Annotated in this window: 21 protein-coding genes and 1 tRNA gene; 11 read left to right on the top strand and 11 right to left on the bottom strand. The window is 56.9% G+C overall.

Annotated elements, in window-relative coordinates:
- Positions 1–449 precede the first annotated feature (449 nt).
- From AACZ86_RS00005 to AACZ86_RS00015, 3 genes are all read left to right on the top strand, one after another.
- Positions 450–692, top strand: a complete 243-nt coding sequence (locus tag AACZ86_RS00005; protein ID WP_339688353.1) for a multiubiquitin domain-containing protein — start codon at positions 450–452, stop codon at positions 690–692.
- A 403-nt stretch (positions 693–1,095) separates the two neighbouring features.
- Positions 1,096–1,599 (top strand): Mov34/MPN/PAD-1 family protein, encoded by a 504-nt coding sequence (locus AACZ86_RS00010; RefSeq protein WP_339688355.1) that lies wholly within the window; start codon positions 1,096–1,098, stop codon positions 1,597–1,599.
- 11 nt (positions 1,600–1,610) lie between these two features.
- Complete coding sequence (locus AACZ86_RS00015) at positions 1,611–2,477, top strand: ThiF family adenylyltransferase (protein ID WP_339688357.1); 867 nt, start codon at positions 1,611–1,613, stop codon at positions 2,475–2,477.
- A 168-nt stretch (positions 2,478–2,645) separates the two neighbouring features.
- Here AACZ86_RS00015 and AACZ86_RS00020 read toward each other — a convergent pair whose 3' ends face one another.
- The 5 genes from AACZ86_RS00020 to AACZ86_RS00040 form a co-directional block, all read right to left on the bottom strand.
- The gene (locus AACZ86_RS00020) at positions 2,646–3,587 is read right to left on the bottom strand and encodes a DUF2493 domain-containing protein (RefSeq protein WP_339688358.1); all 942 of its coding nucleotides are present in this window, start codon (positions 3,585–3,587) and stop codon (positions 2,646–2,648) included.
- Between the two features lie 317 nt (positions 3,588–3,904).
- A complete protein-coding gene (locus AACZ86_RS00025) occupies positions 3,905–4,324 on the bottom strand; it encodes a hypothetical protein (RefSeq protein WP_339688360.1) in 420 nt (139 codons plus the stop codon).
- Positions 4,325–4,337: 13 nt separating this feature from the next.
- Entirely contained in the window at positions 4,338–5,294 is a 957-nt protein-coding gene (locus AACZ86_RS00030) for a zincin-like metallopeptidase domain-containing protein (protein ID WP_339688362.1), read from the bottom strand.
- A gap of 189 nt (positions 5,295–5,483) precedes the next feature.
- A complete protein-coding gene (locus tag AACZ86_RS00035; RefSeq protein ID WP_339688364.1) occupies positions 5,484–7,454 on the bottom strand; it encodes a ParB/RepB/Spo0J family partition protein in 1,971 nt (656 codons plus the stop codon).
- A 138-nt stretch (positions 7,455–7,592) separates the two neighbouring features.
- Positions 7,593–11,573, bottom strand: coding sequence for a strawberry notch family protein (locus AACZ86_RS00040; RefSeq protein ID WP_339688366.1), 3,981 nt, complete (start codon positions 11,571–11,573; stop codon positions 7,593–7,595).
- 24 nt (positions 11,574–11,597) lie between these two features.
- On the opposite strand from AACZ86_RS00040, the gene AACZ86_RS00045 reads away from it, so the two are divergent.
- A complete protein-coding gene (locus tag AACZ86_RS00045; RefSeq protein WP_339688369.1) occupies positions 11,598–11,822 on the top strand; it encodes a hypothetical protein in 225 nt (74 codons plus the stop codon).
- 99 nt (positions 11,823–11,921) lie between these two features.
- Here the strand turns inward: AACZ86_RS00045 and AACZ86_RS00050 are convergent, their stop codons facing one another.
- Positions 11,922–12,833 carry a toprim domain-containing protein gene (locus AACZ86_RS00050; RefSeq protein WP_339688372.1) on the bottom strand — a complete coding sequence of 304 codons (912 nt, stop codon included), beginning with the start codon at positions 12,831–12,833 and terminating at the stop codon, positions 11,922–11,924.
- Between the two features lie 137 nt (positions 12,834–12,970).
- Here AACZ86_RS00050 and AACZ86_RS00055 point away from each other — a divergent pair, with 137 nt between their 5' ends.
- A complete protein-coding gene (locus AACZ86_RS00055; protein ID WP_339688374.1) occupies positions 12,971–13,597 on the top strand; it encodes a lytic transglycosylase domain-containing protein in 627 nt (208 codons plus the stop codon).
- Positions 13,598–13,617: 20 nt separating this feature from the next.
- On the opposite strand, the gene AACZ86_RS00060 is transcribed toward AACZ86_RS00055, so the two are convergent.
- Both AACZ86_RS00060 and AACZ86_RS00065 read right to left on the bottom strand, forming a co-directional pair.
- The gene (locus AACZ86_RS00060) at positions 13,618–14,769 is read right to left on the bottom strand and encodes an integrase arm-type DNA-binding domain-containing protein (RefSeq protein WP_339688377.1); all 1,152 of its coding nucleotides are present in this window, start codon (positions 14,767–14,769) and stop codon (positions 13,618–13,620) included.
- A gap of 148 nt (positions 14,770–14,917) precedes the next feature.
- A tRNA-Ser gene (locus AACZ86_RS00065) sits at positions 14,918–15,005 on the bottom strand.
- Positions 15,006–15,225: 220 nt separating this feature from the next.
- On the opposite strand from AACZ86_RS00065, the gene AACZ86_RS00070 reads away from it, so the two are divergent.
- The 6 genes from AACZ86_RS00070 (at position 15,226) to AACZ86_RS00095 (ending at position 20,614) form a co-directional block, all read left to right on the top strand.
- Complete coding sequence (locus tag AACZ86_RS00070; RefSeq protein ID WP_339688379.1) at positions 15,226–16,215, top strand: peptidylprolyl isomerase; 990 nt, start codon at positions 15,226–15,228, stop codon at positions 16,213–16,215.
- A gap of 389 nt (positions 16,216–16,604) precedes the next feature.
- Entirely contained in the window at positions 16,605–17,594 is a 990-nt protein-coding gene (locus tag AACZ86_RS00075) for a peptidylprolyl isomerase (RefSeq protein ID WP_339688381.1), read from the top strand.
- An 85-nt stretch (positions 17,595–17,679) separates the two neighbouring features.
- Complete coding sequence (gene ald, locus AACZ86_RS00080) at positions 17,680–18,801, top strand: alanine dehydrogenase (RefSeq protein WP_339688383.1); 1,122 nt, start codon at positions 17,680–17,682, stop codon at positions 18,799–18,801.
- Positions 18,802–18,921: 120 nt separating this feature from the next.
- On the top strand, positions 18,922–19,893 hold the full coding sequence (locus AACZ86_RS00085; protein ID WP_339688386.1) for an oxidoreductase: 972 nt from the start codon (positions 18,922–18,924) through the stop codon (positions 19,891–19,893).
- Positions 19,890–20,099 (top strand): DUF5818 domain-containing protein, encoded by a 210-nt coding sequence (locus AACZ86_RS00090; protein ID WP_339688388.1) that lies wholly within the window; start codon positions 19,890–19,892, stop codon positions 20,097–20,099. Before AACZ86_RS00085 ends, AACZ86_RS00090 begins: the two co-directional genes overlap by 4 nt.
- Positions 20,096–20,614 (top strand): GNAT family N-acetyltransferase, encoded by a 519-nt coding sequence (locus AACZ86_RS00095; protein ID WP_339688390.1) that lies wholly within the window; start codon positions 20,096–20,098, stop codon positions 20,612–20,614. Before AACZ86_RS00090 ends, AACZ86_RS00095 begins: the two co-directional genes overlap by 4 nt.
- Here the strand turns inward: AACZ86_RS00095 and rpoN are convergent.
- The 3 genes from rpoN to AACZ86_RS00110 all read right to left on the bottom strand — a co-directional run bounded on the left by rpoN (position 20,611) and on the right by AACZ86_RS00110 (position 23,670).
- Positions 20,611–22,125: an RNA polymerase factor sigma-54 gene (rpoN, locus tag AACZ86_RS00100; protein WP_339688392.1), complete on the bottom strand. Its 1,515-nt coding sequence runs from the start codon at positions 22,123–22,125 to the stop codon at positions 20,611–20,613. The two genes, AACZ86_RS00095 and rpoN, sit on opposite strands and share 4 nt — an antisense overlap.
- A 2-nt stretch (positions 22,126–22,127) precedes the next feature.
- Complete coding sequence (gene lptB, locus AACZ86_RS00105) at positions 22,128–22,889, bottom strand: LPS export ABC transporter ATP-binding protein (protein ID WP_339689348.1); 762 nt, start codon at positions 22,887–22,889, stop codon at positions 22,128–22,130.
- Positions 22,890–23,121: 232 nt separating this feature from the next.
- Entirely contained in the window at positions 23,122–23,670 is a 549-nt protein-coding gene (locus AACZ86_RS00110) for an LptA/OstA family protein (protein WP_339688394.1), read from the bottom strand.
- Position 23,671 lies beyond the last annotated feature (1 nt).

Raw genomic sequence — 23,671 nt, forward strand, 5'->3', positions numbered from 1 at the left:
CCTTCAACCCTTCAATGGCACAACGCGCAAGGCGGCCTACAGCTCTCGCTTACGACAATACTGTGCATTACCCCGAAGAAGAAAGGTCCAAGGTCAAGGTCTCTTGGCCACCTGCGAGGCTTCTCAGTTTCCAAAACCCGCTTAAAGGTCTCTTGCAACAAGTCATCTGAAGAGAGACCGCTCCTTGCCAGGCGACGGGATATTCCGACAAGACGAGCAACATCAGCGTCAGAGATAGCATTAAGCCTCTCTAGCACTTCCTCTGGCAAGTAATATTCTACGCTGCTCGCCGCGGCGTCCATTAGCACTTCTCTCCTTCACTTATGCTGCTCCGCCCCGGCATACATTCGGACACAAAGGCCAAAAAAAAAATTGGTGTCCGAACTTGCTAGGTTGAAGAGCAGTAAGTGGTGAGGACACAATGTCCCGATTATGGAAGGAATGCAACCATGGCTAAGCCCGAAAAGAACCTCGGCCCGAACTACTTTCTTGACATCGAAGGCACGGTGGTGCCGTGGGAAGAGCCCACAATCACGACCGAACAGATTGCTGAACTCGGTGGCTGGGATCTCAGTCAGGGTGTCATCGAGATCGATGCCGACAACAATGAACGGACGCTCTCGCCGGGCGAGGTGGTCGAGATCAAGCCCGGTCGCGGTTTCAGCAAGAAGCACAAGTGGAAGCGCGGCTGATGAGGCTTCGGATAGAGCAGGAGCTTGCGCTGCTTCGAGAGCGATTTCCTGACATCGAACATTTGGAACACGGCGGGGAGGATTGGTTCCGTCTCCCTGCCTACGCCTTCCCACCTGGTTGGGGAATCAAGGATGAACCGATCTCCGAAGCGCCTATCGTCTTCAAGGTTGTCGCCACATATCCAACAGGGGAGCCCTATGGCTTTGCAGCTCCCGCTGGCATCAATTTCCGGGGCAAGCCCCCACAGAACACGGGGTCGCCAATAGCATATCCCTTCGCCGGCGAATGGCAGCACTTCTCTTGGAGCCCGGACGGCTGGCACCCCACTAGCGATGTGGAAAAGGGGGCTAATCTTTTGGCCTGGGTCCGCAGCTTCGCCCAACGTCTGAAGGAGGGCGCCTAATGACTATCCTTGCCATGTCAGAATCGCTTTACGATGGGTTGATCAGTCATCTTCTCCCACCGCAGAGTGGGCGAGAGCAAGCGGCCTTCCTCTTCGCGCGACCAACTCCTGACGATCAGAACGTTTTCGAGGTTGTGGCCTCAGAAAGACTTACGTCAGTCGATTTCGCTGCTCAGGAAAACGACTATCTTGAATTAGATGATGAAGTGCGTGCCAAGCTCATAAAGCAGGCGCATGACCTTGATGCCTCGCTCGTTGAGATGCATTCCCATCCGGGGCCGTTTCCAGCGGCATTCTCATGGGCAGACAGGCGTGGGCTGAGCGAAACTGTCCCTTACATGTGGTGGCGTTTGAAGAAGCGCCCATATTTCGCGATCGTAGTCGCACAGAGCGGTTTCGACGCATTGGTTTGGCGCATTGATCCAAAAATAGCCAAGCCGCTTGAAGGCATCCGCACCGGGTCTCGGCTTTTGCATCCTACTAACAACTCTTTGGGAGGCTGACTGTGAGTGGTATGTCCGACCGCTACCACCGCAGCATGCTACTCTTCGGTGCAGAAGGCCAGCAGAGGCTTTGCGAGACCAGCGTTCTTCTCGTTGGCGCGGGCGGTCTCGGCAGCCCCTTTGCACAACACCTCGCTCTGTTGGGGGTTAAGCGTGTGATGGCGGCGGATGCAGAAGAACTAGACGAAACCAACCGCAACCGATTTGTGGGAGCACGGTTTGATGATCCTGTGCCCGGCAGCGCGAAGGTCGATCTCGTCTGTCGGACGGTGAAGGAAATCAATCCAGAGGTTGATGTGCAACCCCTCCCATTCAATCTAGTTTCTGCGGAGGTTTTTGCGGCTGCGCGAGAAGCTGATTGGATCGTCGGCTGTTTCGACAAGGACGGACCGAGGGCGATCTTGAACGAGCTTAGTGCCGTCTACGATAAGCCCTATATCGATCTGGCCTCTGACGTGCCTGAACCGGGAATTTACGGCGGTCGTGTCTGCGTGTCTCTCAATGGCAACGGCTGCTTGGAGTGTATGGGGTTACTCGACCGCCGCGAGGTTCGACGCTACTTCGAAACTCCTGAGCAGCGCGAGCGTGAAGATGCCATCTACGGGATTCCCCAAGGTGCGCTGGAAGAAAAGGGCCCTTCAGTTTCGCCGATCAATGGCGTGATTGCCAGCATCGCCGCGACTGAATTTATGGTGGCCGTCACGGGCATGCGAGAGCCGACTAGATTGCAGGAATATCGCGGCTGGGAGTCGAAGGTCTTGGTTAGTAAGGACGAACCGACGGCCGATTGCCCGATCTGCAAGGGCATACGAGGGAAACCTCAAGAGGCCGATGTTGAACGCTATCTCCGGCTGCCACATCTTAGGTTCGGCGAGTAATTCTAACGACTGCTTTTCGACTTGGAATCGCACGAAACCCAACAGTCCGCTACCGCCCACACCAAGCCATTTCACACTACCTAATTGAATAGCCGGTTGTAGACAATGAACGGGCTGTCGAAGATGTCGCAAACTGGGCAATTTTGGTACTGCATGTTTAAAAATCGCTCACCCAGGCGAATTTGGAGAAGTCCCAAGCAGGCCGCGGCGGTCCACAACCGTTATGCGGCGCGTCTTGGCTTCAATGACAAGACGTTCCAGAACACCTGTACCAGGAAAGGCTATCAAATATCGCGGATTGAGGGAGAGCATCTGCTCGTTGCGCTTAAATCCTGCCCGGGCTCCGAGGCGACGGTCGAGCGCGAATACTAGCTGCTGAATACCGCGACGTTCCGCCCAGGACGCGGCTAAGCGATCTGCCCCCTTGGTGTCGCCGCCATGGACAAGAACCATATCGGGAACACAGTCCGATACCTTGTCGAGTGTTTCCCATATATTTTCGGCAAATCGCTTCGCATCGTCAGTGCTGTTTTGTTTTGTTCGGCCGCCAGCGAAAATTACTGGCGTACCTTCGGGAATATGGGCTTTCTTCCGACTTTGCGCGCGAGCGCGGAGAAAATCACGGCCATTGATCACCGCTGATGTGATGCCTTTGGCATGATTTGGCCGGGAACCGGTCATCGGCTTCCAGGACGAGCCGGTTTCATGGATATAGAGAGAGGCAGCCGTTTCGCGCATGGCCTCAAAGGCAATCATGCTTGCTTCAGCAGCCTGTGCGCGTTCGATCTGTTCTTCGAGATTGGAACTGTGGATTTCTGATCCGTCGGCGCTTGCAAGAAGCGCCCGGATTTCGTCGGTTGCGCGGTCGACAGCCGAGGATTTGCGCGAAGCGGCGCGGTGAAAGAGATTGACGAAGCCCCACGCGATGTCTTCGCCATCAGCTTCCAGAGCGGTATCGCTGAAAAGCGCAAAGAGATCAGACCAGACGCCGGCAAGCGTCTGCTGGATCGCGTTTTCACATGGAAAATCTGTGGGGCCAAATGGCGGCGTGGTGATCGACAGACCTGAAAGATCAAGTCCTGACAGCGACCGGGTAAAATTGTCATACATGGTTTTGCCTCCTGAACTTGGAAGCAAAGCGGGCAGCGGGATTGCGACGCGCTGTTGCCTCCGGCAGTGCCCGCATCGGACCGGGAATAGGCAGACATGCCGCACCGCCAACGGCGGGAAACCTCAAAGGCAAGGCTGGCGCGGGCCACACGGGCCGCAGTCCTTTGAGGTTGCGGCTGGCTGCCGACCGGTCCAAGGGCCTGTCCTGACAGGAGGCAAGGGGTGAGCAGCGCTGCAGCCAGCACGCAATGATTAGAGGGCAATAGCAAGTTCATGCCAAAACGTACCGGTAGCGAGCAGTTAAGGAACGTATCGCATCAGCCAGACACTGGCTCATATATGGCTTCGCCATTCGAGAAACGGCCGATACAACGATAATGGGAAAACATCACCAGAAAGCGGGCTTCAATTTGGGAAAGCCATTGATCTGTGCGGCCCTTCAAGGGAGCAATGCTATCTTTGTCCCAATAGCGATTGTCATCACGCGCTGTGATCCAGATGGCTGCGAGACCGCAATATACCGAGATACCAAAATCAGCAAAAGCGTTGCGCAGCAGGATGCGATCCTCGCGTCCGCGCCAGCCATTATAGAGGTTAAGTGACGGAAAAGCTTGTTTGGCCTGATGGATAATATTCTCGACAATCGCTTCATATTCCAGGTCCCAATGATCATCGCCTGCTTCGATAAACTGATAGGCAGTGATGGCGCCGGTTGGATAGCTCACTGAACGTCCCATGATCTATTCTCCTTCAGGCTGCTTCGGCAAATGCAGCGTCGCTATCCTGCGCACTCATCTGCTCTTTGCCGCCGAGGCGCAGCAGAAGCGATGCGGCTTCTTCGGCCCGTGCAGCTGCAGTCAGCATGGCGCGGTCATCTGATTTCAGCAGCTTGAGCCAGTGGCTGATGTAGCTCGCATGATTATCAAGATGACTTACCGGCAAGCCAAGCTCTGCGCCCAATATGGCGCTTGAAAGTTCAGCTACCAGTTCTTCTGCGGCATAGGCAGCGCTGCCAAAGCGGTTTTTAAGATTGCGATTTAAGCGTGATTTATGTCCGGTCCAGTGGGTCGCTTCATGGGCAAGGGTAGCGAAAAACTGGTTCTGATCATCAAACAGACTTCTTGGCGGCATGGTAATGCGATCTGCTAATGGCTCGTAATAAGCACTGCTGCCATACTCGCGGATATTGGCCCCGATGCGCGCAAAAAATTGATCCAGATTTTCTGCGCGCCCTTCGGGTTCAATCTCAAGCAGTTCAGCCTTTGGATAATAGCGCTCCGGCAGACCGTCGCATTGATCGGCATTGAAAATGGCATAGGATTTAAGAACACGGCGCGCTTCTTCCTGCACCTCACTATGATCCGCTGCTTCAACTTCTTTGGTATAGCTTTTATAGAATATGGCGATGGTCGATTTTTCGCCGTTACGGACCTGTCCGCCGAGCTTCGCGCATTGGCGGTATGTCATCCAGTAGGGCGAACAAAATCCTGCAGATTCGGCTACCATCCAGAGCCAGAAAACATTCATGCCTCGATAGGGCGTTCCGCAGCTGCGCAAGGGCCGGGAGAGAGGAATGCCGCGCCATGGCTGAACCCAGGGCCTGGTACCAGCTTCAAGTTTTTCTATAATCGCGGCTGTGATGCGCTGGGCAGGTGACACCGCGTTTTGCCGTGAATGACGGCGGTTAGTGGCTTTTTTCTTATACATGGCTTTTCTCCTGAAATCTCCGGACGAGAATGTCCGGTTCATGTCGGCAAAAAGCCGCTCTCTCCTCTTCCCTCTGGATTGGTACCGGGCTTGTGAAGTGCGGCCGATCGATGCGGGCAAGCGAAAAGGCGGCCCATCCCCATCGGGATGGACCGCCTCAGCCGAGCAAACAAACCTGTCAGGAGGACGTCAGGCCGCTTGTTCGGCTATCTCCTTGTCGCTGGCATCGTGAGCGTCCGGACAATCTCCTGAATCGCCTGCGGAGCTAAGCGGCGGGAAAGCCATGACAGCGGGCACCCATGCCAATGCGCGTTCCTTCACGCCTGCTTCGGCAATGAAGTTGCCGGAGAAGATGCGTTCGGCAGTCGCGGCCAGATCTGCCTTTTTGGACGCAGCGTAGCGGCTAACAAGTTCAGGTCCGCCGACAGCATCGAACGCCTCAAGGGTGCGCGCCTTGGGTATCCGGTCAAAATAATTGGCTGCAGTTGGCCGCCACCAATGCGCCATTTCGATACCGAGCATGCTGCCCAGACAGTCGTGCAGCGGATTTTGGCGCTCGCCAGTTACCGCCAAGCTAGCGACTAGCGTGCGTGCAACCACGTGGCTAAGCCATTGGCCGCGGGCATCGTCTGTAAGACCGCGGAACAAGAGGAAGCGAGCGACTTCTCCGTCACCGCTGCGCCAGCTTTCATCCAATGCAGCCGATGTTTCTGCAAGCGCTGCGGTAGCTGGCGCGTCCTTCGCCTCAAATCCCGCCACCGGGCCATGTGCGACTGGTCCGGAAATTGTGAGCGCTTTGGCCTTCTGCCAATCATGACTATCCTGGTCAGCGAGCGTGAAGACCAGAAGATCGAGCGCGAGCGCAGGATCACTGGCAAGATAGAGCGCGAGAACATCGCGGCGCTGCATCGAGAGTTCATCAAGAAGGCGCTGGGACAATATTGCAGGTTTGCCTGCATCTTGGGATTCGCTTGCGACGGGCTCAAGCGCGCCGTCGTCCGCATTATCCGGTTCACTTGCGCTATAATATTGGGGCACCAGCATCGGTTCACCCTCGCGTGAGAGGATGAGGAACGCGCCCGCATCTTGTTTCAGCTCTTCGGCAAGAATGGGTGGGCGATTGCTAAGGGCGCGCAGTTCCTTGTCGATTATGGCAAGTTCGGATTCTGCCTTCATCACCTCGTCTTCGGCGCTATCCTCATCTTCCAAAATCGCTGCCTGGATGTCGTAGGCGGCTTCGAGTTCACCCAGACGTGCCGTTTCGGCGGCCTCCAACGGTGCTGGTTCAGCAGGAAGCCGACTAAGACCGCCTACGAGCTCATGGCTGACATAGCAGTCGAGTGTCGGTTTGACCCAGGCAAGACCGGTTTCGCCGGCTTTTGCTTGTGCCGCTGCGTCCATGGCTCTGGCCGCCAGTTCCTCAAGTAAAGTGATATCGAGCCAGCTCTCGCTTGCTTCGTCGTCAAACAGTTCGCGCTCAATGCGGCCACCAGCACCGATATAGGCGTCGCGGCCGACAAGAATAGCCCGGGGATCGCTACCGCGGACGCTGCGTTCGAGTACCATGCGGCGAATACTGTCGGCGGTGATTTGATAATAGGCGTCCTGAACCTCGGCAAATACCTGAGCTTGCCGATCGATATCCGAAGTTGCTCCATAGGCTTTGGCGATATCCAGCGTGATTTCTCCGGCAGCCAGACTTTCAAAGACGCAAGGCGCAAGCGCAGCGAGCCGCAGTCTGCCCTCCACAAATCGCACGGTGACGCCGAAACGGCGCGCAACATCCGCTGCACATGCGCCCGCTTCGATAATTGCTGCAAAAGCCTGCGCTTCGTCGGCGGGGTTCATCTGCAACCGCTGAAAATTCTCCGCAAGGCTGGCTTCGCGCATTTCGTGTTCGTCGCCTTCGATCACCAGGCAAGTGACCGGCATATTTTTCTTCAACACGCCCTCTTCGGCCAAAGACGTGAGGGCTGCCAGACGGCGGCCACCGGCTTCGACCTCGAATTTTCCGCGCCGTGCTGAGCGGACAAGAAGATTCTGCAGCAGACCGCGCGCTGCAATATCGGCTTTCAACTGCGCGTCAGCTGCTGGATCGGAAGATTTGCGCACATTGCGGGGACTGGGAACGAGTTTGTTCAATGCAATAGACTGGATCATGATATTTACTCCTGATTGAGATGGACGAACCAGCCCGAAAGGCAGGTTCATAAACCCCCGAGCATCGCTCTTCTCTCAAGGCTTTTGGGGCCGGTTTTACGCCGGTTCGGCTCAATTTGGTGAAAGCGCTATGACCAGTCAGACCGCGAGATTGGTCAAAATGCAAGCAGCCTCATTCGTCGGCACGAATAGCCGTGTGCGGTAGCGGATGATTTCGGTGAAACAGCCCTTTGCCTTATACCAGTCGAGGCGCTGGGGACTGAAACCAGTAAGCTCAATGCGCTGCGATCCATTGACCAGCGATCGCTTCACAACGAGCGCGTCATGGCTGGCGAGCGCTATGGGCTTGCCATTTGTCATGACCAGATTTGCGATATCACTGGCCGGAACGCTGCCTGAATGCGCAAGACCGAAGCTTTCTGAAATCGCTGCAAGATCGGCGGCATCAACCTGCCTGCCAATCAGCGCGCGTCCATCCTTGGCAACAATACGAGCGACATGGATATGCTCGTCGCCAAGCTTGTTCCAGACCGGCAGGAGCAGCCCGGTGGTCAGATATATTCTCATGTGCTCGCGGCGACGGGCGGCCTCTTGTTCTTCGGCGCGCCAGATGCGCTCGAATGACTCACGGTCGACAGGTTCCCAGAGGCTTTCGCTCAGCGCTTCGATTGTCCAGTTGGCAGATTTGAGCGGGCGCAGGAGACGCCTGCGCTCAGTCACCGATCCGTCATCGTTGATGATACGGCGAGCCGGGATAGCAAGCGCAGCGCCGCCCGAGCGCGCATTGCGCATAGGCTGAACATGGGGCGAGGACAGGTCATGCAACCCCGCCAAACGCTCAAATCGCAGCGGCTTGAGTTGCCGCTCGGCATCGAGACTGAGCAGATGCGTGGTCGCGCCCGATACCGGATCGGCGCGCAGCAGCTGATCCGAAACAATCGCAAAATTATCGACCGCGATCGTTTCGATGCCAAGATCGAGCGTTCCGGCTTCGCGGGCGGCTTCGATGCGCGCCTCGATGAGCCCCAGATATTCATCGAAGATGGCGTTCTGGATGGCGATCGGCAGCGCAAGGATACGGTTCAGCCAGCGCTGGATCGAAGGCAGATTGTCAGTGAGACCGCCATCTGTGTCTTCAAGCCTCAGGCCCGTCAGCTCGCAGAAGCGGGCAAAAGAGACCGCTTCTAGCTTTCCGTCATAGAGCAGATGAAACCAGCGACCCAGCGCATCGCGAGCATAATCGCTTTCGAGATTATCGGCCGGATCAAAAAGATTTTGACCGCCGGTTTGTCTTTGGCCCCGGGTGAGCGCACCGAGCGTATCCAGACGTCTCGCGATTGTCGATATGAAGCGGCGTTCGCCTTTGACATCGGTGGTTACAGGACGGAACAAAGGCGCGGAGGCCTGGTTGGTCCGGTTGGTGCGGCCAAGGCCCTGGATGGCGTTGTCCGCCCGCCAGCCCGGTTCGAGCAGGAAATGGACCCGGCGTTGCTGGTTTTGGGCGCTTAAGTCAGCGTGATAGGACCGACCGGTGCCGCCAGCGTCTGAAAATATCAGGATCCTCTTGGCCCCGTCCATGAAGGCCTGCGCCTCGGTGAGGTTGGAGCGCGGCGACCGGCGTTCGAGTTGCTGCTGGCCTTTAAGGTCAGTTATCAGCCGGCGGGTGCGTCCGGTGACTTCGGCAACGGCCTGTTTTCCAAAATGGTCGATCACTGCGTCGAGCGCAATGGCAATGGGCGGAAGCGCACAGAGTTGTTCGATGAGGCTATCACGGGCGGCAACCGCGCGGCTGCAAAGAACGGGATTGCCCTGCGCATCGCTCATTGCCTCCGAGCGGAGATTGCCTTCTTCATCAGTGAACAGCTGCATCAAGCGAACCGGAAAGCTTTTGGACAAATAGTCGATCACATATTCGCGGGGCGATAGATCAATGCCGAGGGCTTCGCGCTCTTCATCGCTGAGTTCGGCGATCCGCCGGTCGAGCATTGCTTCCGATGTCGATACCAGCTGGATGACGGCCGATTGGTCATTTGCGAGCGCCTGTTCGATAGCCGGAATTAGGCACGGGAGTTTCATCGAAAGCAAGAGCTGTGCAAAGAAGCGCTGTTTGGTGCCTTCGAAGATGGACAGGGCCGCTGCCTTGGCATTGCGGTTGAGCGTATCACCGCTATCCTCGTCAACCACGCGCGTGGCCTCGAGTGCGGCTTCCAGATTTTGATGGATGATTGACCAGGCCGCTGAATAGGCATCGTACACCGCAATCTGCGCAGCGGTAAGTTGATGCTCGAGGATTTCATATTCGACGCCAGCAAAGGATAGCGCGCGGGCAAGATAGAGGCCTTGCGCCTTCAGATCACGGGCGACCAATTCCATCGCCGCAATACCGCCCGCGCGGATACTGCTCAGAAAGTCGTCATAGGTCGTAAAGGCGGTTTCTGGGCCCCAGAGACCAAGACGCGTCGCATAGCCAAGATTGTCAATATCCGAAGCACCAGTTGCCGAAGCATAGAGGACACGTGCGCGCGGTAGGAGATTTTGCAAGCGAAGGCCTGCTATTCCCTGTTCGGATCCCTTGACCGGTCCGCGGCTACCGGTGCTGCCAAGCGCATTGGCCATCGCATGGGCTTCATCAAAGGCGATAACGCCCTCGAAATCACCTCCGGCCCACTGGATTATCTGATCAAGTCTTGTGCTTTCCATCCGGCCCGAGCGCAATGTCGGATAGGTCACGAACAGGATGCCTTGCGAGCTTCCAACCTTTTGACCAAGTTTCCACGCCGACAAGGGCTGGATATCGAGCGGCAATCCGCCAAGCACCTGCCAGTCCCGACGCGCGTCCTCGATCAGTGCTTCGTTCTTGGATATCCAGATGTGGCGGCGCTCGCCCGCAAGCCAGCGCTCCATGATAATCGCAGCTATCTGACGGCCTTTGCCAGCGCCGGTTCCATCGCCAAGGAAAAAGCCCTGGCGGTAGCTGTGACCATCTTCGGCTATTGCTAACTGGGTGCCTTTATCATCCGGTGCAAATCTACCGGGCAAATCGCGTTCAAAGGCGGCGCTGGCATAGATGAGTGTTTCGCACTGCGCCTCCGACAAGAGGCCGCTGTCTTTCCAGCCAGCAGGTAGTAGGGGGTTTGCGGTGACGATTGGCGCTGGGACCGAACCCATCGCAACCGATTCCACCAGCGGCGTCGGGTGCGGCGGTGCTTCCTTTATCGATACGCGGCTTGGCCGGTAGGGCAGATAGATGCCCACCTGCTCGGGCAGGTCCGCCGGGTTATCAAGAACAACATAGTCGAGGGCCTCGCAAACGGCAATTTCTGCGCCCCGGTTCGCAAAGGGTGCCAGCGGCCGGTTTCGCTGTTCAGCGCTCAGAGGTAAAAATGGACGACGAGGCGTGGGTAGCACAAGGTTCAGCGCAGAAGCAGATTGCCGAGCGGGCAAGGACGCGATCAAATCATATAGTGCGCCTAGCGATGTCGTGACCTGACTGCCAGCGGACTCCCTATTGCTGCCCTTGTCGATCACAACCAGGCGCACCGACACGCCTGTACCAACTTGGCGAAAGGCTCCCTCGATGACCAGATCAAGATGCAACCCAGCCGGATCGTTACGTCGAACAAAGTCTTTAGCCTTGAAGCTTTCGGGCATGATTGCAACGATACGTGCTGTCGGCGATGCCAAACGAAAGGCAGCGCGCAGATGACGCATCGCCGTCTTGGCGTCTTTGCCGCGTTCGGCGCTCCGCGCAAAAGGTGGGTTGATGAGTATGACAGTTGGCTGGGGTGCTGCGGGAAGAAGGTCATCGATCAGCTCGCCGTCATGGGCAGAGATAGCGGCGCCCGGGAAAAGCTCGCGTAGAACAAGCCTACGCGAGGGATCAATCTCGTTGAGGAGTAAGGGAATTCTATGGATAGCTGGCCATAACGCCAGCATACCCGTGCCGGCTGATGGTTCGAGGACAAGGTCAGCTTTCGAGAGCTGCGCTGCCTTTGCCATAAGCCAGCCGAGTATCGGCGGCGTGGAAAATTGCTGAAGCGCATTTTGCTCCTCGCTGCGCACATGGCGGGGCGGCAGTGCGGAATTTAGCCATTCAAGCCGGGCTTCAACTTCTGCCAATGGAGAATTGCTCCCTATCCGGCTGTGCTCTCGAAGCCAGAGCAGCGCGCCCAGTTCGATCGCATGATTGCTGTCGGCTATGGACCAGGAATGCGCAGCATCACTGCCGCCTGTTGTGGTTTGAAAAAATTCATTGATATCATTCCGCTTGAGATGTCGCCCACAGCCAAGAGCACATACAATTTGCCGCGCGGCTTTAATGAATGCCGACGTAAAGGTGTCGGCAGTGGATTCGGGATTGGCGAATAGGGATGTCTGGAAATTCATGGGCGGCCTCCTGAGGTTTGCGCGACCGGCCTGACGCTATTGTCAGACCCATGGTCACCCCTCAAAAAGCCTGCTTTCCTCTTAAACCTTTCGCCGCGCCGTCCAGTTCACCAGCTCGTCATTCCAGTCAGTTCCGGGCAATGATGGTGTGCGGACTAGAATTCGGCGGCTAGCTCGCAAATAGGCTGACCGACCGCGTTTCGCGGCGAGGACGCCGCCTTGGTCGGCATCGACAAAGAGATGGAGCTCGGTCACACTTTCCGGGATGGCAACAAGACCAAAGCGTTCGTTACCAAGCGTTGCCCAGCAGGGAATGCCAGTGAGCGCACGCGCTGAGAGCGCGCTTTCCACCCCTTCTGCCAAGCCAAGACAGCCATCTTTTGGAGGAAACAGACGAACTGCGCCTTCGCCGAGGCGGCCAAGCGCGCGCTTGGGTTTTTCGAAGTTTGCTATGCGGGGAAGCGTGCCATCCAGAAATGTCCGGTGGACGGCAATGACACCTTCGTCGAGACTGACAGCTGCAATCATGGCCGGCAGAAAACGGACCATGCCTTTTGGGCCCAATGGTGTTTGGGCGTTAAAACGCAGCATTGGCGATGAGGCCAATATGCTTCGGGCTTCGAGATAGGCTTTGGCGCTTGTGCCAGAGATATACCGGGCTTCGCGCCATATACGCAGTGCCGCACGTGACGGCCTGACGTCCACGCGCGCGGGTCCATCGAACGGTACGCTGCCGCCATCGAACAGATTGCGCTGATCCACGCCTTGGTGCGCCAAGGCAGTTAGCACTTCACTCTGCGCGCAGCCTGCGAAACAGTGAAAGAGTATTGCATTTCTACCGATGCTCACTCCGAGCGATGGCGTATGATCATCATGCGCGGGGCAGCAGGCCATTCCCTTGGTACCTGACCAGTGGCCGTTCAATTTTTTGCAAAGATCACGAGCCGTTTCTTCGAGAGACGACCGGGACTGGCCTTGGACAATTTGGGACATGGGGCGGGATCCTTTTAAACAAACTTGATCCCCCAATTGAAGCTCTCTCCCCTCTTCGAACCCGCAGAAAGCGTTTTCCTACAGATCAATATTCACATTATGTTCTTATTTGATTCGAAGCAACATGGAGATCAAATATGCTGAAATTATATTGGATTTTGTTGCCTGTCGCGGCGCTACTCGGCGGCGCGACAGCCGGTGAAAATATGCAGGGAAATGAAACAGGAAGCGCGGAAAGGCTGTTTCCTCCGACTGCACATTTTGAACTCTTTCAACACGGTATTTGGCCGAGAAACGATGCCAGCCCGGATGCTGGAGATATTTATCTCGAGCAAGCTGCTCAGCCCATAACTCACTCTCCAACTCGATCATCGTTTCGAGAGAAAATATATGAAGCGGCAATTCGAAAAGCCGAATTACGCCATGGTATTCCAACCGGGCTGCTGCAGGCATTGATCTGGCAGGAATCGCGCTTCGATCCAATGGCGATAAGTCCGGCTGGGGCAGCTGGTTTGGCGCAGCTAATGCCGGGGACGGCCCGCTATCTCGGCGTGGCGAACCGGCACGATCCCGATGCCAGCATTGACGGGGGTGCGCGATATTTAAAGGAAATGCTTGGGAAGTTCGGGGCAATCCATCTTGCGCTTGCAGCTTACAATGCCGGTCCCGGAGCAGTTGCACGTGCGAGGGGAATCCCCAAAAATCGCGAAACGCCGGGATATGTTAGAAAAGTGATATCCCGCTGGAAGGCTATCGTCGGTTGAATGGGGTTAACAATGGCTGCTCACTTTTTCCCGATCAGGAATTTTGACCAATCAGCCATTAATGGCGTACGCTTGTCGAGGTAATTTGTGCGGCGGTAGGCTGCTTCGACTTTGTTGGCGATTGTATGGGCAAGGGCGGCTTCTGCAACTTCGCCGGGATAATTCGTCCTTTCGGCAACCCAATCGCGGAACGACGAACGGAAACCATGCACTGTGTATACCTCGCCCTTGTCGCGCAATATCTTGAGCAAGGTCATATCCGACAGCAGGCGCTGCGGATTCTGACCGGGAAAGACCAGATTACTCAGTGGGGAACGGAATATAAACGCTCTCTTTAGCACTTCCAATGCAGCTTTTGACAGCGGGACAACATGCTCGGTCCCGGCTTTCATGCGTCCAGCGGGAATGGTCCAGAGCTTCTTCTCCATATCGATCTCTGCCCAGTGTGCGCCGCGCACTTCGCCGGAGCGAGACGCGTTCAGGATGAGGAATTCAAGCGCCAGACGACCAATCGACTGTCGCTCGCGCAGCCATGCGATGAATGCCGGTAATTCGGGGTAGGGCATTGCAGCGAAGTGGCCTTTCTTCTTGGGTTGACGTGGCAAGCCACGGATAACTGAACGCATGGGAGCTTCAGTCTCACGAAAGCCTTTTGCGCATGCCCAATCCAGCACGGACCCGATTCGCTGCCGCACCCGCTTTGCGGTTTCGGGCTTGGTCAGCCATATGGGAGAGAGTACATCACGAATTGCTGGCCCTTCAATCTCCGACACGAGCTTTTCGCCCAAGGCCGGGAAAGCGTAGGTCTCAAGCGTGTTGATCCACTGAGCCTGATGCTTACCATTCTTCCATGCAGCTTTGTGCTCTTCATGAACGCGTTTGGCCGCGTCGCTAAAGGTAGGGATCGTCATCGCTGCTTTCTCACGCTCGGCCAGAACGTCAACACCTGCTTTCACCTCCTTGCGCAAAGCGCGCGCGGCCTCGCGCGCATCGGTCAAAGCGAGATCAGCGAGACTGCCCAGCCCGATATCCCGACGCTTCCCATTGGCCTGGACCCGCACAATCCAGCTTCCTTTGCCTTTTCCTGCGTATTTGAGGATCAGGCCCTCTCCGTCAGAATATCGACCAGGTTCCTTAAGATTCTTGATCCCGATTGACGTCAATCTTGCCATCACTCGCTCCTTTCAGACCCACACTCAGACCCACACTCTATGTCGGATGCATATGAACATATAGAGAACAATATGGATAATGAAAAGTAGAAAAACGCAATATTTCTGCGGGTTTCTGGACTATAAGGGACTTTCGGGGAAAGTGAATTGGCGGAGACGGAGGGATTCGAACCCTCGATAGGTTGCCCTATACACGCTTTCCAAGCGTGCGCGATCGACCACTCTGCCACGTCTCCGCATATACCGTCTGACCCGTGAATCTGGTCGAATATCAGACAGCGCCGCTTCCCTAATGCGGGAAACAGGCTTTCGCAAGCGATAGTGTCGGGTTAGGATGCCGAGGAACAGAATATTGGGAATTTAAACCGTTCGTCCTGAGCTTCTCGGAGGACGCCTCGCGACGAACAGCGTGGTTCGACAGGCTCACCACTAACGGCAGGAAACGGGAAATTTTATATGAACAAATTGCTCTCCATCGCCTCACTGGCGGCGCTTGCCGTATCCGCACCAGCTCTGGCTCAGGAAACCGAAAAAACCGAGTTCCCCAGCCCTAATGCCATCGTAGATGCGGCCCCGGCCAGCGACTGGGTGAAGATGGCGCCGAGCGACCTGCTGGTCATGGACCTCGCGCCCGGTGCCGAAGGCAACGCACGCCGCGTGGTCATCCAGCTTATGCCGGAACCCTTTTCGCAAGGCTGGATCCGCAATATCCGCAAGCTGGCTGAGGCAAAATTCTGGGATGGCACCAGCATCAACCGGGTGCAGGACAATTATGTCGTGCAATGGGGCGATGCCGGTTACGATAATCCGGAATCGGGCGAGACCGAGCAGAAGGCTTTGCCGGATGGTTTGGAGACGGTGCCGGAGAGTGAGTACTTATCGAAACTGACGCCGATTGATGGCGAGAGCTCAAACATAGACAATTCTGATCCAGCGTCCGACGCGAAAGAGGGTTACAGGGATGATGCTTATGGAACGGCTCTATTCGGGCTAGGCTGGCCACTTGGTTCAGGCAATAACAGTCTTTGGCCAATCCACTGCTACGGCGCAGTTGGCGTAGGTCGTAACTATTCCCCCGACACCGGCAGCGGTGCCGAACTTTACACCGTGATCGGCCATGCGCCGCGCCATCTCGACCGTAATATTGCCGTGGTCGGGCGGATCATCGAGGGGATCGAGTATCTCTCGAGCCTGCCGCGCGGCAAGGGGCAGTTGGGATTTTACGAGGATGCAAGCAAGCGCGTGCCGATTTCCTCGATCCGCCTGGGCGATGCATTGGATGAAGACCCGGCACCTGCGTTTGAATATCTCAATACCGAAAGCAAGGTCTTCGCCAAATATGCCGACGCCCGCGCCAACCGCCGTGATCCGTTTTTCATCAAACCAGCTGGCGGAGCGGATATCTGCAATATTCCGGTGCCGGTGCGCCGAGTGAGCGGGGAGTGAGCTGAGGTAAGGGGATAATGGTAGCTGTGTTCTCCCGCGAAGGCGGGATTCCATCCAGAACCATATGCTCGAGACGCCATTTCTCGAGATGGACCGCAAAGCGAGACACCCGCCTCGATTTGCCCTGCGCAGGGGCACAATTTCTCTTTCCTACATCTCGTAATTTCTATTAGTCTGGCCTCATGTTCCAAATCCTGTCCACCGCCTCCCCACCACGGTTTTCAGCAATTTCCGCACGGGAATTTTCCTTCATAATAGGGTGTGTGACTCTGTGTGACCCGAAGATTATTCCTCGCCGCAGAACGGAGCACAGGAACCTGCAAAAGGGCAGGAAGCTTTCTTTTTCTTAACAGTGTAAAGTGTGTAAAGTTCATCAAGAAAGGAGTCGCATGAAAAACTATTTTGGATCAGCGCACATCGCCTTTTGGGTCTTGGCCGCAGCGTGTTTTTCATTCCCCTCTCCGGCACTGGCGCAAGAGGAGGTCGCAGAAAAAAGCCCCACCGAAATCCTCGCCGCCGCGCCGGTCGAACACTGGCTACCCATCCCCCTCACCGACCTGATGGTGCTCACGTTGCCCGATGCCGCAGACGGTACAAAACGCCATGCGGTAATCCAGCTTCTCCCCGCCAATCTGTCCGGCGGCCACGTCCGCAACGTCCGGACCTTCGCAAAGAGCCGCTGGTGGGACGGCACCAAAATCTACCGCGTTGCCAAGGATTTCGTCACCCAGTTCGGCGGCAACCCCGATGCCAAGAAGCTTCCCAAAGGCCTCGAGACGGTTCCGGAGAGCGAATATTATAACGCCGCGCTCGGGGTGAAGCGTGATGCCGACATGGCGGCGCTGCAAGCGGCAGTCGACTATAGCAACGAATATCAGGGCACCGAAATCCGGCCGCTGATGAAGATGATCTACGAAAATGGCGGCGCGCAAAAGGTCGGCTTTGGCGGCGGCTGGCCGATTGGCAGCAAGAGTGTCGACGGCGAAACGAAATATTATCCGCTCACATGTCGCGGATCATTGTCGCCCGCCCATTATGACCCGCCAGACGCCGGAACGGGCGCAGAAATGTCGGTGATCACCGGCGAAGCGGCGCGCAGTCTCGACACGACTTTCGGCATGGTCGGCCGGGTGATCGACGGGCTGGAGCATTTACAGAATCTGCCGCTGGGCACGGACTCGGGCGGTTTTTACGCCAATAAATCTCAGCATATCGAGATCAAATCGATCCGGCTGGCCAGCGAATTGCCGCTCGCCGAGCAGCCCGCTTATGAATATCTTGCCAGCTACAGCCCTGCGCTGCTGCAATATATCGAGGCCCATGGCGGCTATGGCAATATTTGCACCGTGCCAGTGCCGATTAGGAAAGTTTCAAGATAGGGCAACAAAATTACAAGGCGTCTCGCGCAGGCCGGTATTTGCTGTTATTGATTGCCACTAGACTCAAAAAAACAGGAGCCTCCCCATGCGCGTCGGAACCCCCAGAGAAATCAAGAACCATGAATATCGGGTCGGCCTGACCCCTGAGTCAGTCCGGGAATTGACTGCCCACGGCCATGATGTGCTGGTGGAAACCGGAGCAGGACTGGGTATTGGTGCCGAAGACGCGGAATATATCGACGCAGGCGCGACGATTGCCGGCACAGCCGCCGAAGTCTTCGAAAAATGCGACATGGTGGTCAAGGTCAAGGAACCGCAGGCCGTCGAACGGGCGATGCTGCGAGAAGGCCAGATATTGTTCACCTATCTCCACCTCGCGCCCGATCCCGAGCAGACCGCCGATCTGGTCAAATCCAAGGCGATCTGCATCGCCTATGAAACCGTAACCGGCACCGGCGGATTGCCTTTGCTCAAGCCGATGAGTCAGGTCGCCGGACGCATGTCCATCCAGGCCGGTGCGACCGCGCTGGAGAAAGCCCATGGCGGCCGCGGCATATTGCTCGGTGGTGTCCCGGGCGTTGCGCCCGGCAAGGTGACGATCATCGGCGGCGGTGTCGTCGGTTTCAACGCTGCACAAATGGCCGCTGGTCTCGGCGCCGACGTGACGATCCTCGACCGCGATCCCGATGTGCTCGAATCGGTTGGCACCCATTTTGAATCGCGCGCCAAGACGCGTTTCTCGAACAAGGCCAATCTGGCCGAATGCGTTGCCGACGCGGATCTCGTGATCGGCGCAGTGCTGATCCCTGGCGCAGAAGCCCCCAAATTGGTCACACGCGAAATGCTCAAAACCATGCGCCCCGGTTCGGTATTATGCGACGTAGCAATCGACCAGGGCGGCTGTTTTGAAACCTCCAAGGCGACGACCCACGAAAACCCGACCTATGTGGTCGACGATATCGTCCATTATTGCGTCGCCAATATGCCCGGCGCGGTATCGCGGACCTCGACCTATGCGCTCAACAATGTGACCCTGCCGCACACGCTAGCGATTGCCGCCAAGGGCTGGGAAGCGGCGCTGCGCGATGACGCACATCTGGCCCAAGGCCTGAATGTCTGGAATGGTCAGGTAACCTACAAGGCGGTCGCCGAAGATTTGGGCTATGAATATATGCCGGTATCGGAGATTGTGGGACTGAAGGCGTAATCTGGTTGGAGAACAGCTGTTTGATCCGTTCGTGGTGAGCTTGTCGAACCACATCTCTCGGACGAAATATGTCCTTCGACAAGCTCAGGACGAACGGCATAACAAGAAGGACGGACCTACATGGCAGCAGCAGACCAGAAACCGCTCGGCTCCGGATTTCCAGCGAAGAGCGAACCGCACGAAATACTCGCCGGCATTGATCTGTCCGGCAAGACCGCCATCGTCACCGGGGGCTATTCCGGCATTGGCCTGGAGACCACCCGTGCTTTAGCCGGTGCGGGCGCGACGGTGATCGTGCCGGTTCGCGATCCGGCAAAAGCAAAAGAGAATCTGGCGACCGTCGACGGCAATGTCTCTTCGGCAAAAATGGATCTCGCCGATCTCGCTTCGGTGCGGGATTTTGCTGCCTCGGTTGCCGGCGATGTCGACTCGCTGGACCTGCTGATCAACAATGCCGGAATCATGGCTTGCCCGATCGAGCGTGTCGGGCCCGGCTGGGAAAGCCAGTTCGGCGTCAACCATATGGGCCATTTCGCGCTGACCAAAGCGCTGATGCCCTCGCTCGAGAAAGCCGCCGCGCCTCGCGTGGTCGCGCTGTCGTCGGTCGCCCACAAGCGCAACGGCATATTGTGGGATGATATCCAGTTCGAGAAGAGCGACTATAATAAATGGGTGGCTTATGCCCAGGCCAAGAGCGCCAATGCCTTGTTCGCCAACGCGTTGAGCCGCCGTATGCAAGCCTTTGGCGGTCGCGCCTTCTCGGTCCATCCGGGCGGCATTTTCACCCCGCTGCAGCGCCACCTGCCCCAGGAAGAGCAGATCGAATTGGGGTGGCTGAACAAGGACGGCACGGTGCCGCCGATGATTGCGGAAATTTTCAAGACAACGACCCAGGGCTGCACCACGAGCCTTTGGGCCGCCACGTCACCGCTGCTCGATGACATGCCGGGCGTCTATTGCGAAGATTGCGACGTCGCGCAGCTGGTTGGTGAAGACTCACCCTCCTTCATGCATTGCGCACCGCATATTACCGTCGACGAAGATGCCGAGCGGCTGTGGGAGCTTAGCGAGACATTGCTCGCCGCTGCATGATGGTAAAGGACGACCAAGAAACCAGGGAATATGCCGGACTGCTGCAGCGCGATGCGACCGGCTTCTTTCTGAAATGCGATGATGGCGAGCGCTATCGGCTCGAGCTGTTGCGCACCCCGATTGACGAGGTCGAGAAACGGGTGGTGGTGACCGGACGGGCTACCGGCAATGCCATGCTCGAAGCAGACGGAGTCCGGCTGGCATGAATTTCGACCGTGCCGGAACCGGTGATATCGAACGTCTCCATGCGCTGGTTGAAAGCGCCTATCGCGGAGAAAGCGCCAAGCGCGGCTGGACCCACGAAGCCGACCTGCTCGGCGGGCAGCGGACCGATGCCAAGGCGCTACGGGAAATCATCGAAGCGGACAGGCAGGTGATCCTGCTCGCGAAAAACGGCGATGCCATCGCGGGATGCGTGCAGCTTTCCCATGTCGGGGAAGGGCTTGCCTATCTCGGCTTGCTGACCGTCGATCCTGATTTGCAGGCCGCAGGGCTTGGCAAGGAATTGCTGACCCGGTCGGAGCAATTTGTCCGCAACAACTGGCAGGCGAAAGCGATCGAGATGACCGTCATCCGCCAGCGCAGCGATCTGATCGCCTATTATGAACGTCGCGGCTATGGGCGGACCGGCGAACTGCGACCCTTTCCCCACGGCGATCCGCGCTTTGGCCGGCCCAAATCGCCGGATCTGGAATTCGCGGTGCTGCGCAAGCCGATCTAGGCGGCCTTGCCCTCGAGCGCCTTTTGCCGGCGGCGCTGGACCGAACTGCCCATGCCGAGCGCTTCACGATATTTCGCCACCGTGCGCCGGGCAATATCGAAGCCCTTGTCTTTCAGCAGGGTGACCAGCTTGTCGTCGGACAGGATCTTCTTGGGGTCCTCATTGTCGATCAGGGACTTGATATGACTCTTCACCGCTTCCGCCGATGCCGCCTCGCCGCCGGTCGAAGACTGGATGCCGCTGGTGAAGAAATATTTCAGCTCGAACGTCCCGCGCGAGCAAGAGAGATATTTGTTCGACGTCACCCGGCTGACAGTCGACTCGTGCATCTCGATTTGTTCGGCGACATTCTTGAGCGTCAACGGCCGGAGATGCGCCACACCTTTGCGGAAAAACTCCTCCTGCTGCTTGACGATTTCCGTCGCGACCTTGACGATCGTGCGCTGCCTTTGATCAAGCGCCTTGACCAGCCAGTTGGCGTCGGCAAGACATTCGCTCAACCATTCTTTCGATTGCTTGTCCTGCGCACCGTCCTTCAGCTCGGAATAATAGCTGCGGTTCACGAGCACCTTCGGCAAAGTGGCGCTGTTGATTTCGATGATCCAGCGGTTCGCGCGTTCGGCGATGAAGACATCGGGGACAACCGACTGCACCGCGCCACCGCCGATCTTGCAGCCAGGCTTCGGATCATAATTGCGCAGTTCGCTGATCATATCCATCAGGTCTTCGTCATCAACACTGCATATCCGCTTGAGCTGCGGCAATGCACCTTTGGCAAGCAGGTCCAGATTGTCGATCAGGCGCTCCATGGCAGGATCATAGCGATCCGCATCCCTGGCTTGCAGCGCCAGACATTCTGCCAGATCCCTCGCGCCGACACCGACAGGATCAAGCGTCTGAACGACGGCTAATATACGCTCTATGTCAACGAGCCCGACATTCAGGCGCTGGGTCAGTTCGAGCAGGTCAGCCTGCAAATAACCGCACTCGTCGATCTGGTCGATGATATGCTGGGCGACGAACAGATCCATGCCTGAAAGAACGGCGCCCGCCTGATCCATCAAATGGTCGGTCAGGGTTGTCTCGGCAACCAGCATATTCTCGAAATCCGGTGCCTCACCGCTTGCGGTCGAACCGGAACTGGAACTTGATCCATTCAATCCCAGCTGACCGTCAAGCGCGCCATCGCTTTCCGACAAGCTATTATTGGAGAAACTGTCCGTGTCACCCTGCATGTCGAGAGTGGATTCCGATTCCGCCGGACCGGACGACAATATTTCGTCGCTGCCCTGCGCTGCAGCCTCGCTCGGTTCAACATCTCTATCGTTTGCTTCACCACTCTCCGTCGAAATCTCGCCAGTGTCTAACAACGGATTTTTTTCGATCTCGTCGGAAATAAAGGTTTCCAGCTCGAGATTGGATAAGGTCAGCAACTTGATCGCCTGCTGTAATTGCGGCGTCATTACCAGCGACTGACTCTGCCGCAAATCGAGACGAGGCGCGAGTGCCATAGCTAGAGTGCGAAGCCCTCGCCCAAATAGAGCCGTCGTACATTGGCATCCGCAACCAGATCTTCCGGACTTCCGGCGAACAACACCTGCCCGTCATAAATGATGCAGGCCCGATCAACGATATCGAGCGTTTCGCGAACATTATGGTCAGTGATCAGCACACCGATGCCGCGCTCGCGCAACTGGCACACCAGATCGCGGATATCCGCTATAGAAAGCGGATCGATACCGGCAAAAGGTTCATCCAGTAGCACGATCGAAGGACTCGCAGCCAGCGCACGGGCGATCTCACACCGCCGCCGCTCGCCACCCGACAGTGCCATCGCTGGCGAGCTTCGCAGCTTGGTCAAACCGAATTCATCGAGCAGACGGTCAAGCGTTTCATGCCTGACCTGAGAATCAGGCTCCACCATTTCCAGAACCGCCATGATATTCTGTTCAACGGTCATCCCTCTGAAGATAGACGTTTCCTGAGGAAGGTAGCCGATACCGAGAATAGCGCGGCGGTACATGGGGAGGGACGTGATATCCTCGCCATCGAGCATGATCCGCCCGGCGTCCGGTCGAACCAGACCCATCACCGAATAGAAGCAGGTCGTTTTGCCTGCGCCATTGGGGCCAAGAAGCCCCACTACTTCACCGCGTCCGACAGACAGCGATACATCGGACAGGACCGAGCGCTTGTCGTAACTCTTGGCGATCGAAACCACAGCGAGGCCGTGCTCCATGGCATCACTTGCCATAGCGGCCCCCGGGTCGGCCATTACCGGAATGTCACTGGCGGCGGTGTCGTTCATCTGTCGTCCTCATTTGCATGGGCTGTCTTGTTCGCTGGTTAACAGCATGCCCCAATCTGGTCCAAATTGGCAAGCTTTGTGCATGGTTGATTGAAAATGGTCTTTTCATGAACGGAATCAAGCTAGGCCGGGCTCGGAATATCCATGAGTCTTCTGATTCCCGATCGGGACTGACACTTTACCAACATTGCCGGTGATTTCAGTCTTTACGCTGAGGAACGGTGAACGTGCCTGATACTCGCCCGCCGGAGCCTTGCGTACCAACGGAAGCCCCCCCGGTAGAACGTCCGTCTATCGTCGATTTTCCGGATGCGAGGTCGATTATGACACGCCCGCCGGACAGACGATTTGTACCTTGGGTAAGCGTGACATTACCCAATAGCGTGATCAATCGTCTGTTGAGATCATATATGGCAACATTTCCCGACGCGGTGTCGCCGGCTTTGCGGACGGTGACGCCGCCGGATGCATCGATCCGGTCAATCTCGATCCCGCCGGCGTTCCGGTAGGCAACGGTCATCCGTGCCGCGTTGAGCACAAGGCCTGCTTGCTCGACCCGGACAGCGCCTGAAAGCACGACACGGTCGGCACGATCCTGAACCTCGATACGACCGGCATCGAAATTCACCGGCGCGTTGCTGTTGTGACTCCCGAAAACCTGTGCCGGAGCAGGACCTGCGAGCAGCAATAGCCCGGAAGCCAAGAAAGCCGTACCAGCGGAAAGGGAAAGAAAAAGTTTCAATTTCATC

Origin of the sequence: uncultured Parasphingorhabdus sp. (assembly GCF_963975735.1) — a bacterium.
In the GTDB taxonomy this organism is placed as follows: domain Bacteria; phylum Pseudomonadota; class Alphaproteobacteria; order Sphingomonadales; family Sphingomonadaceae; genus Parasphingorhabdus.

Bases quoted from the DNA above. Each gene is read 5' to 3' on its own strand.
- AACZ86_RS00050 (WP_339688372.1), bottom strand. From the start codon at position 12,833: ATGTCCCAAATTGTCCAAGGCCAGTCCCGGTCGTCTCTCGAAGAAACG.
- lptB (WP_339689348.1), bottom strand. From the start codon at position 22,889: ATGGCCGACCCGGGGGCCGCTATGGCAAGTGATGCCATGGAGCACGGC.
- AACZ86_RS00110 (WP_339688394.1), bottom strand. From the start codon at position 23,670: ATGAAATTGAAACTTTTTCTTTCCCTTTCCGCTGGTACGGCTTTCTTG.
- AACZ86_RS00015 (WP_339688357.1), top strand. From the start codon at position 1,611: ATGTCCGACCGCTACCACCGCAGCATGCTACTCTTCGGTGCAGAAGGC.
- AACZ86_RS00060 (WP_339688377.1), bottom strand. From the start codon at position 14,769: ATGGCAAGATTGACGTCAATCGGGATCAAGAATCTTAAGGAACCTGGT.
- AACZ86_RS00025 (WP_339688360.1), bottom strand. From the start codon at position 4,324: ATGGGACGTTCAGTGAGCTATCCAACCGGCGCCATCACTGCCTATCAG.
- AACZ86_RS00055 (WP_339688374.1), top strand. From the start codon at position 12,971: ATGCTGAAATTATATTGGATTTTGTTGCCTGTCGCGGCGCTACTCGGC.
- AACZ86_RS00090 (WP_339688388.1), top strand. From the start codon at position 19,890: ATGATGGTAAAGGACGACCAAGAAACCAGGGAATATGCCGGACTGCTG.
- AACZ86_RS00030 (WP_339688362.1), bottom strand. From the start codon at position 5,294: ATGTATAAGAAAAAAGCCACTAACCGCCGTCATTCACGGCAAAACGCG.
- AACZ86_RS00070 (WP_339688379.1), top strand. From the start codon at position 15,226: ATGAACAAATTGCTCTCCATCGCCTCACTGGCGGCGCTTGCCGTATCC.
- AACZ86_RS00005 (WP_339688353.1), top strand. From the start codon at position 450: ATGGCTAAGCCCGAAAAGAACCTCGGCCCGAACTACTTTCTTGACATC.
- AACZ86_RS00095 (WP_339688390.1), top strand. From the start codon at position 20,096: ATGAATTTCGACCGTGCCGGAACCGGTGATATCGAACGTCTCCATGCG.
- ald (WP_339688383.1), top strand. From the start codon at position 17,680: ATGCGCGTCGGAACCCCCAGAGAAATCAAGAACCATGAATATCGGGTC.
- AACZ86_RS00020 (WP_339688358.1), bottom strand. From the start codon at position 3,587: ATGTATGACAATTTTACCCGGTCGCTGTCAGGACTTGATCTTTCAGGT.
- rpoN (WP_339688392.1), bottom strand. From the start codon at position 22,125: ATGGCACTCGCGCCTCGTCTCGATTTGCGGCAGAGTCAGTCGCTGGTA.
- AACZ86_RS00085 (WP_339688386.1), top strand. From the start codon at position 18,922: ATGGCAGCAGCAGACCAGAAACCGCTCGGCTCCGGATTTCCAGCGAAG.
- AACZ86_RS00075 (WP_339688381.1), top strand. From the start codon at position 16,605: ATGAAAAACTATTTTGGATCAGCGCACATCGCCTTTTGGGTCTTGGCC.
- AACZ86_RS00010 (WP_339688355.1), top strand. From the start codon at position 1,096: ATGACTATCCTTGCCATGTCAGAATCGCTTTACGATGGGTTGATCAGT.
- AACZ86_RS00035 (WP_339688364.1), bottom strand. From the start codon at position 7,454: ATGATCCAGTCTATTGCATTGAACAAACTCGTTCCCAGTCCCCGCAAT.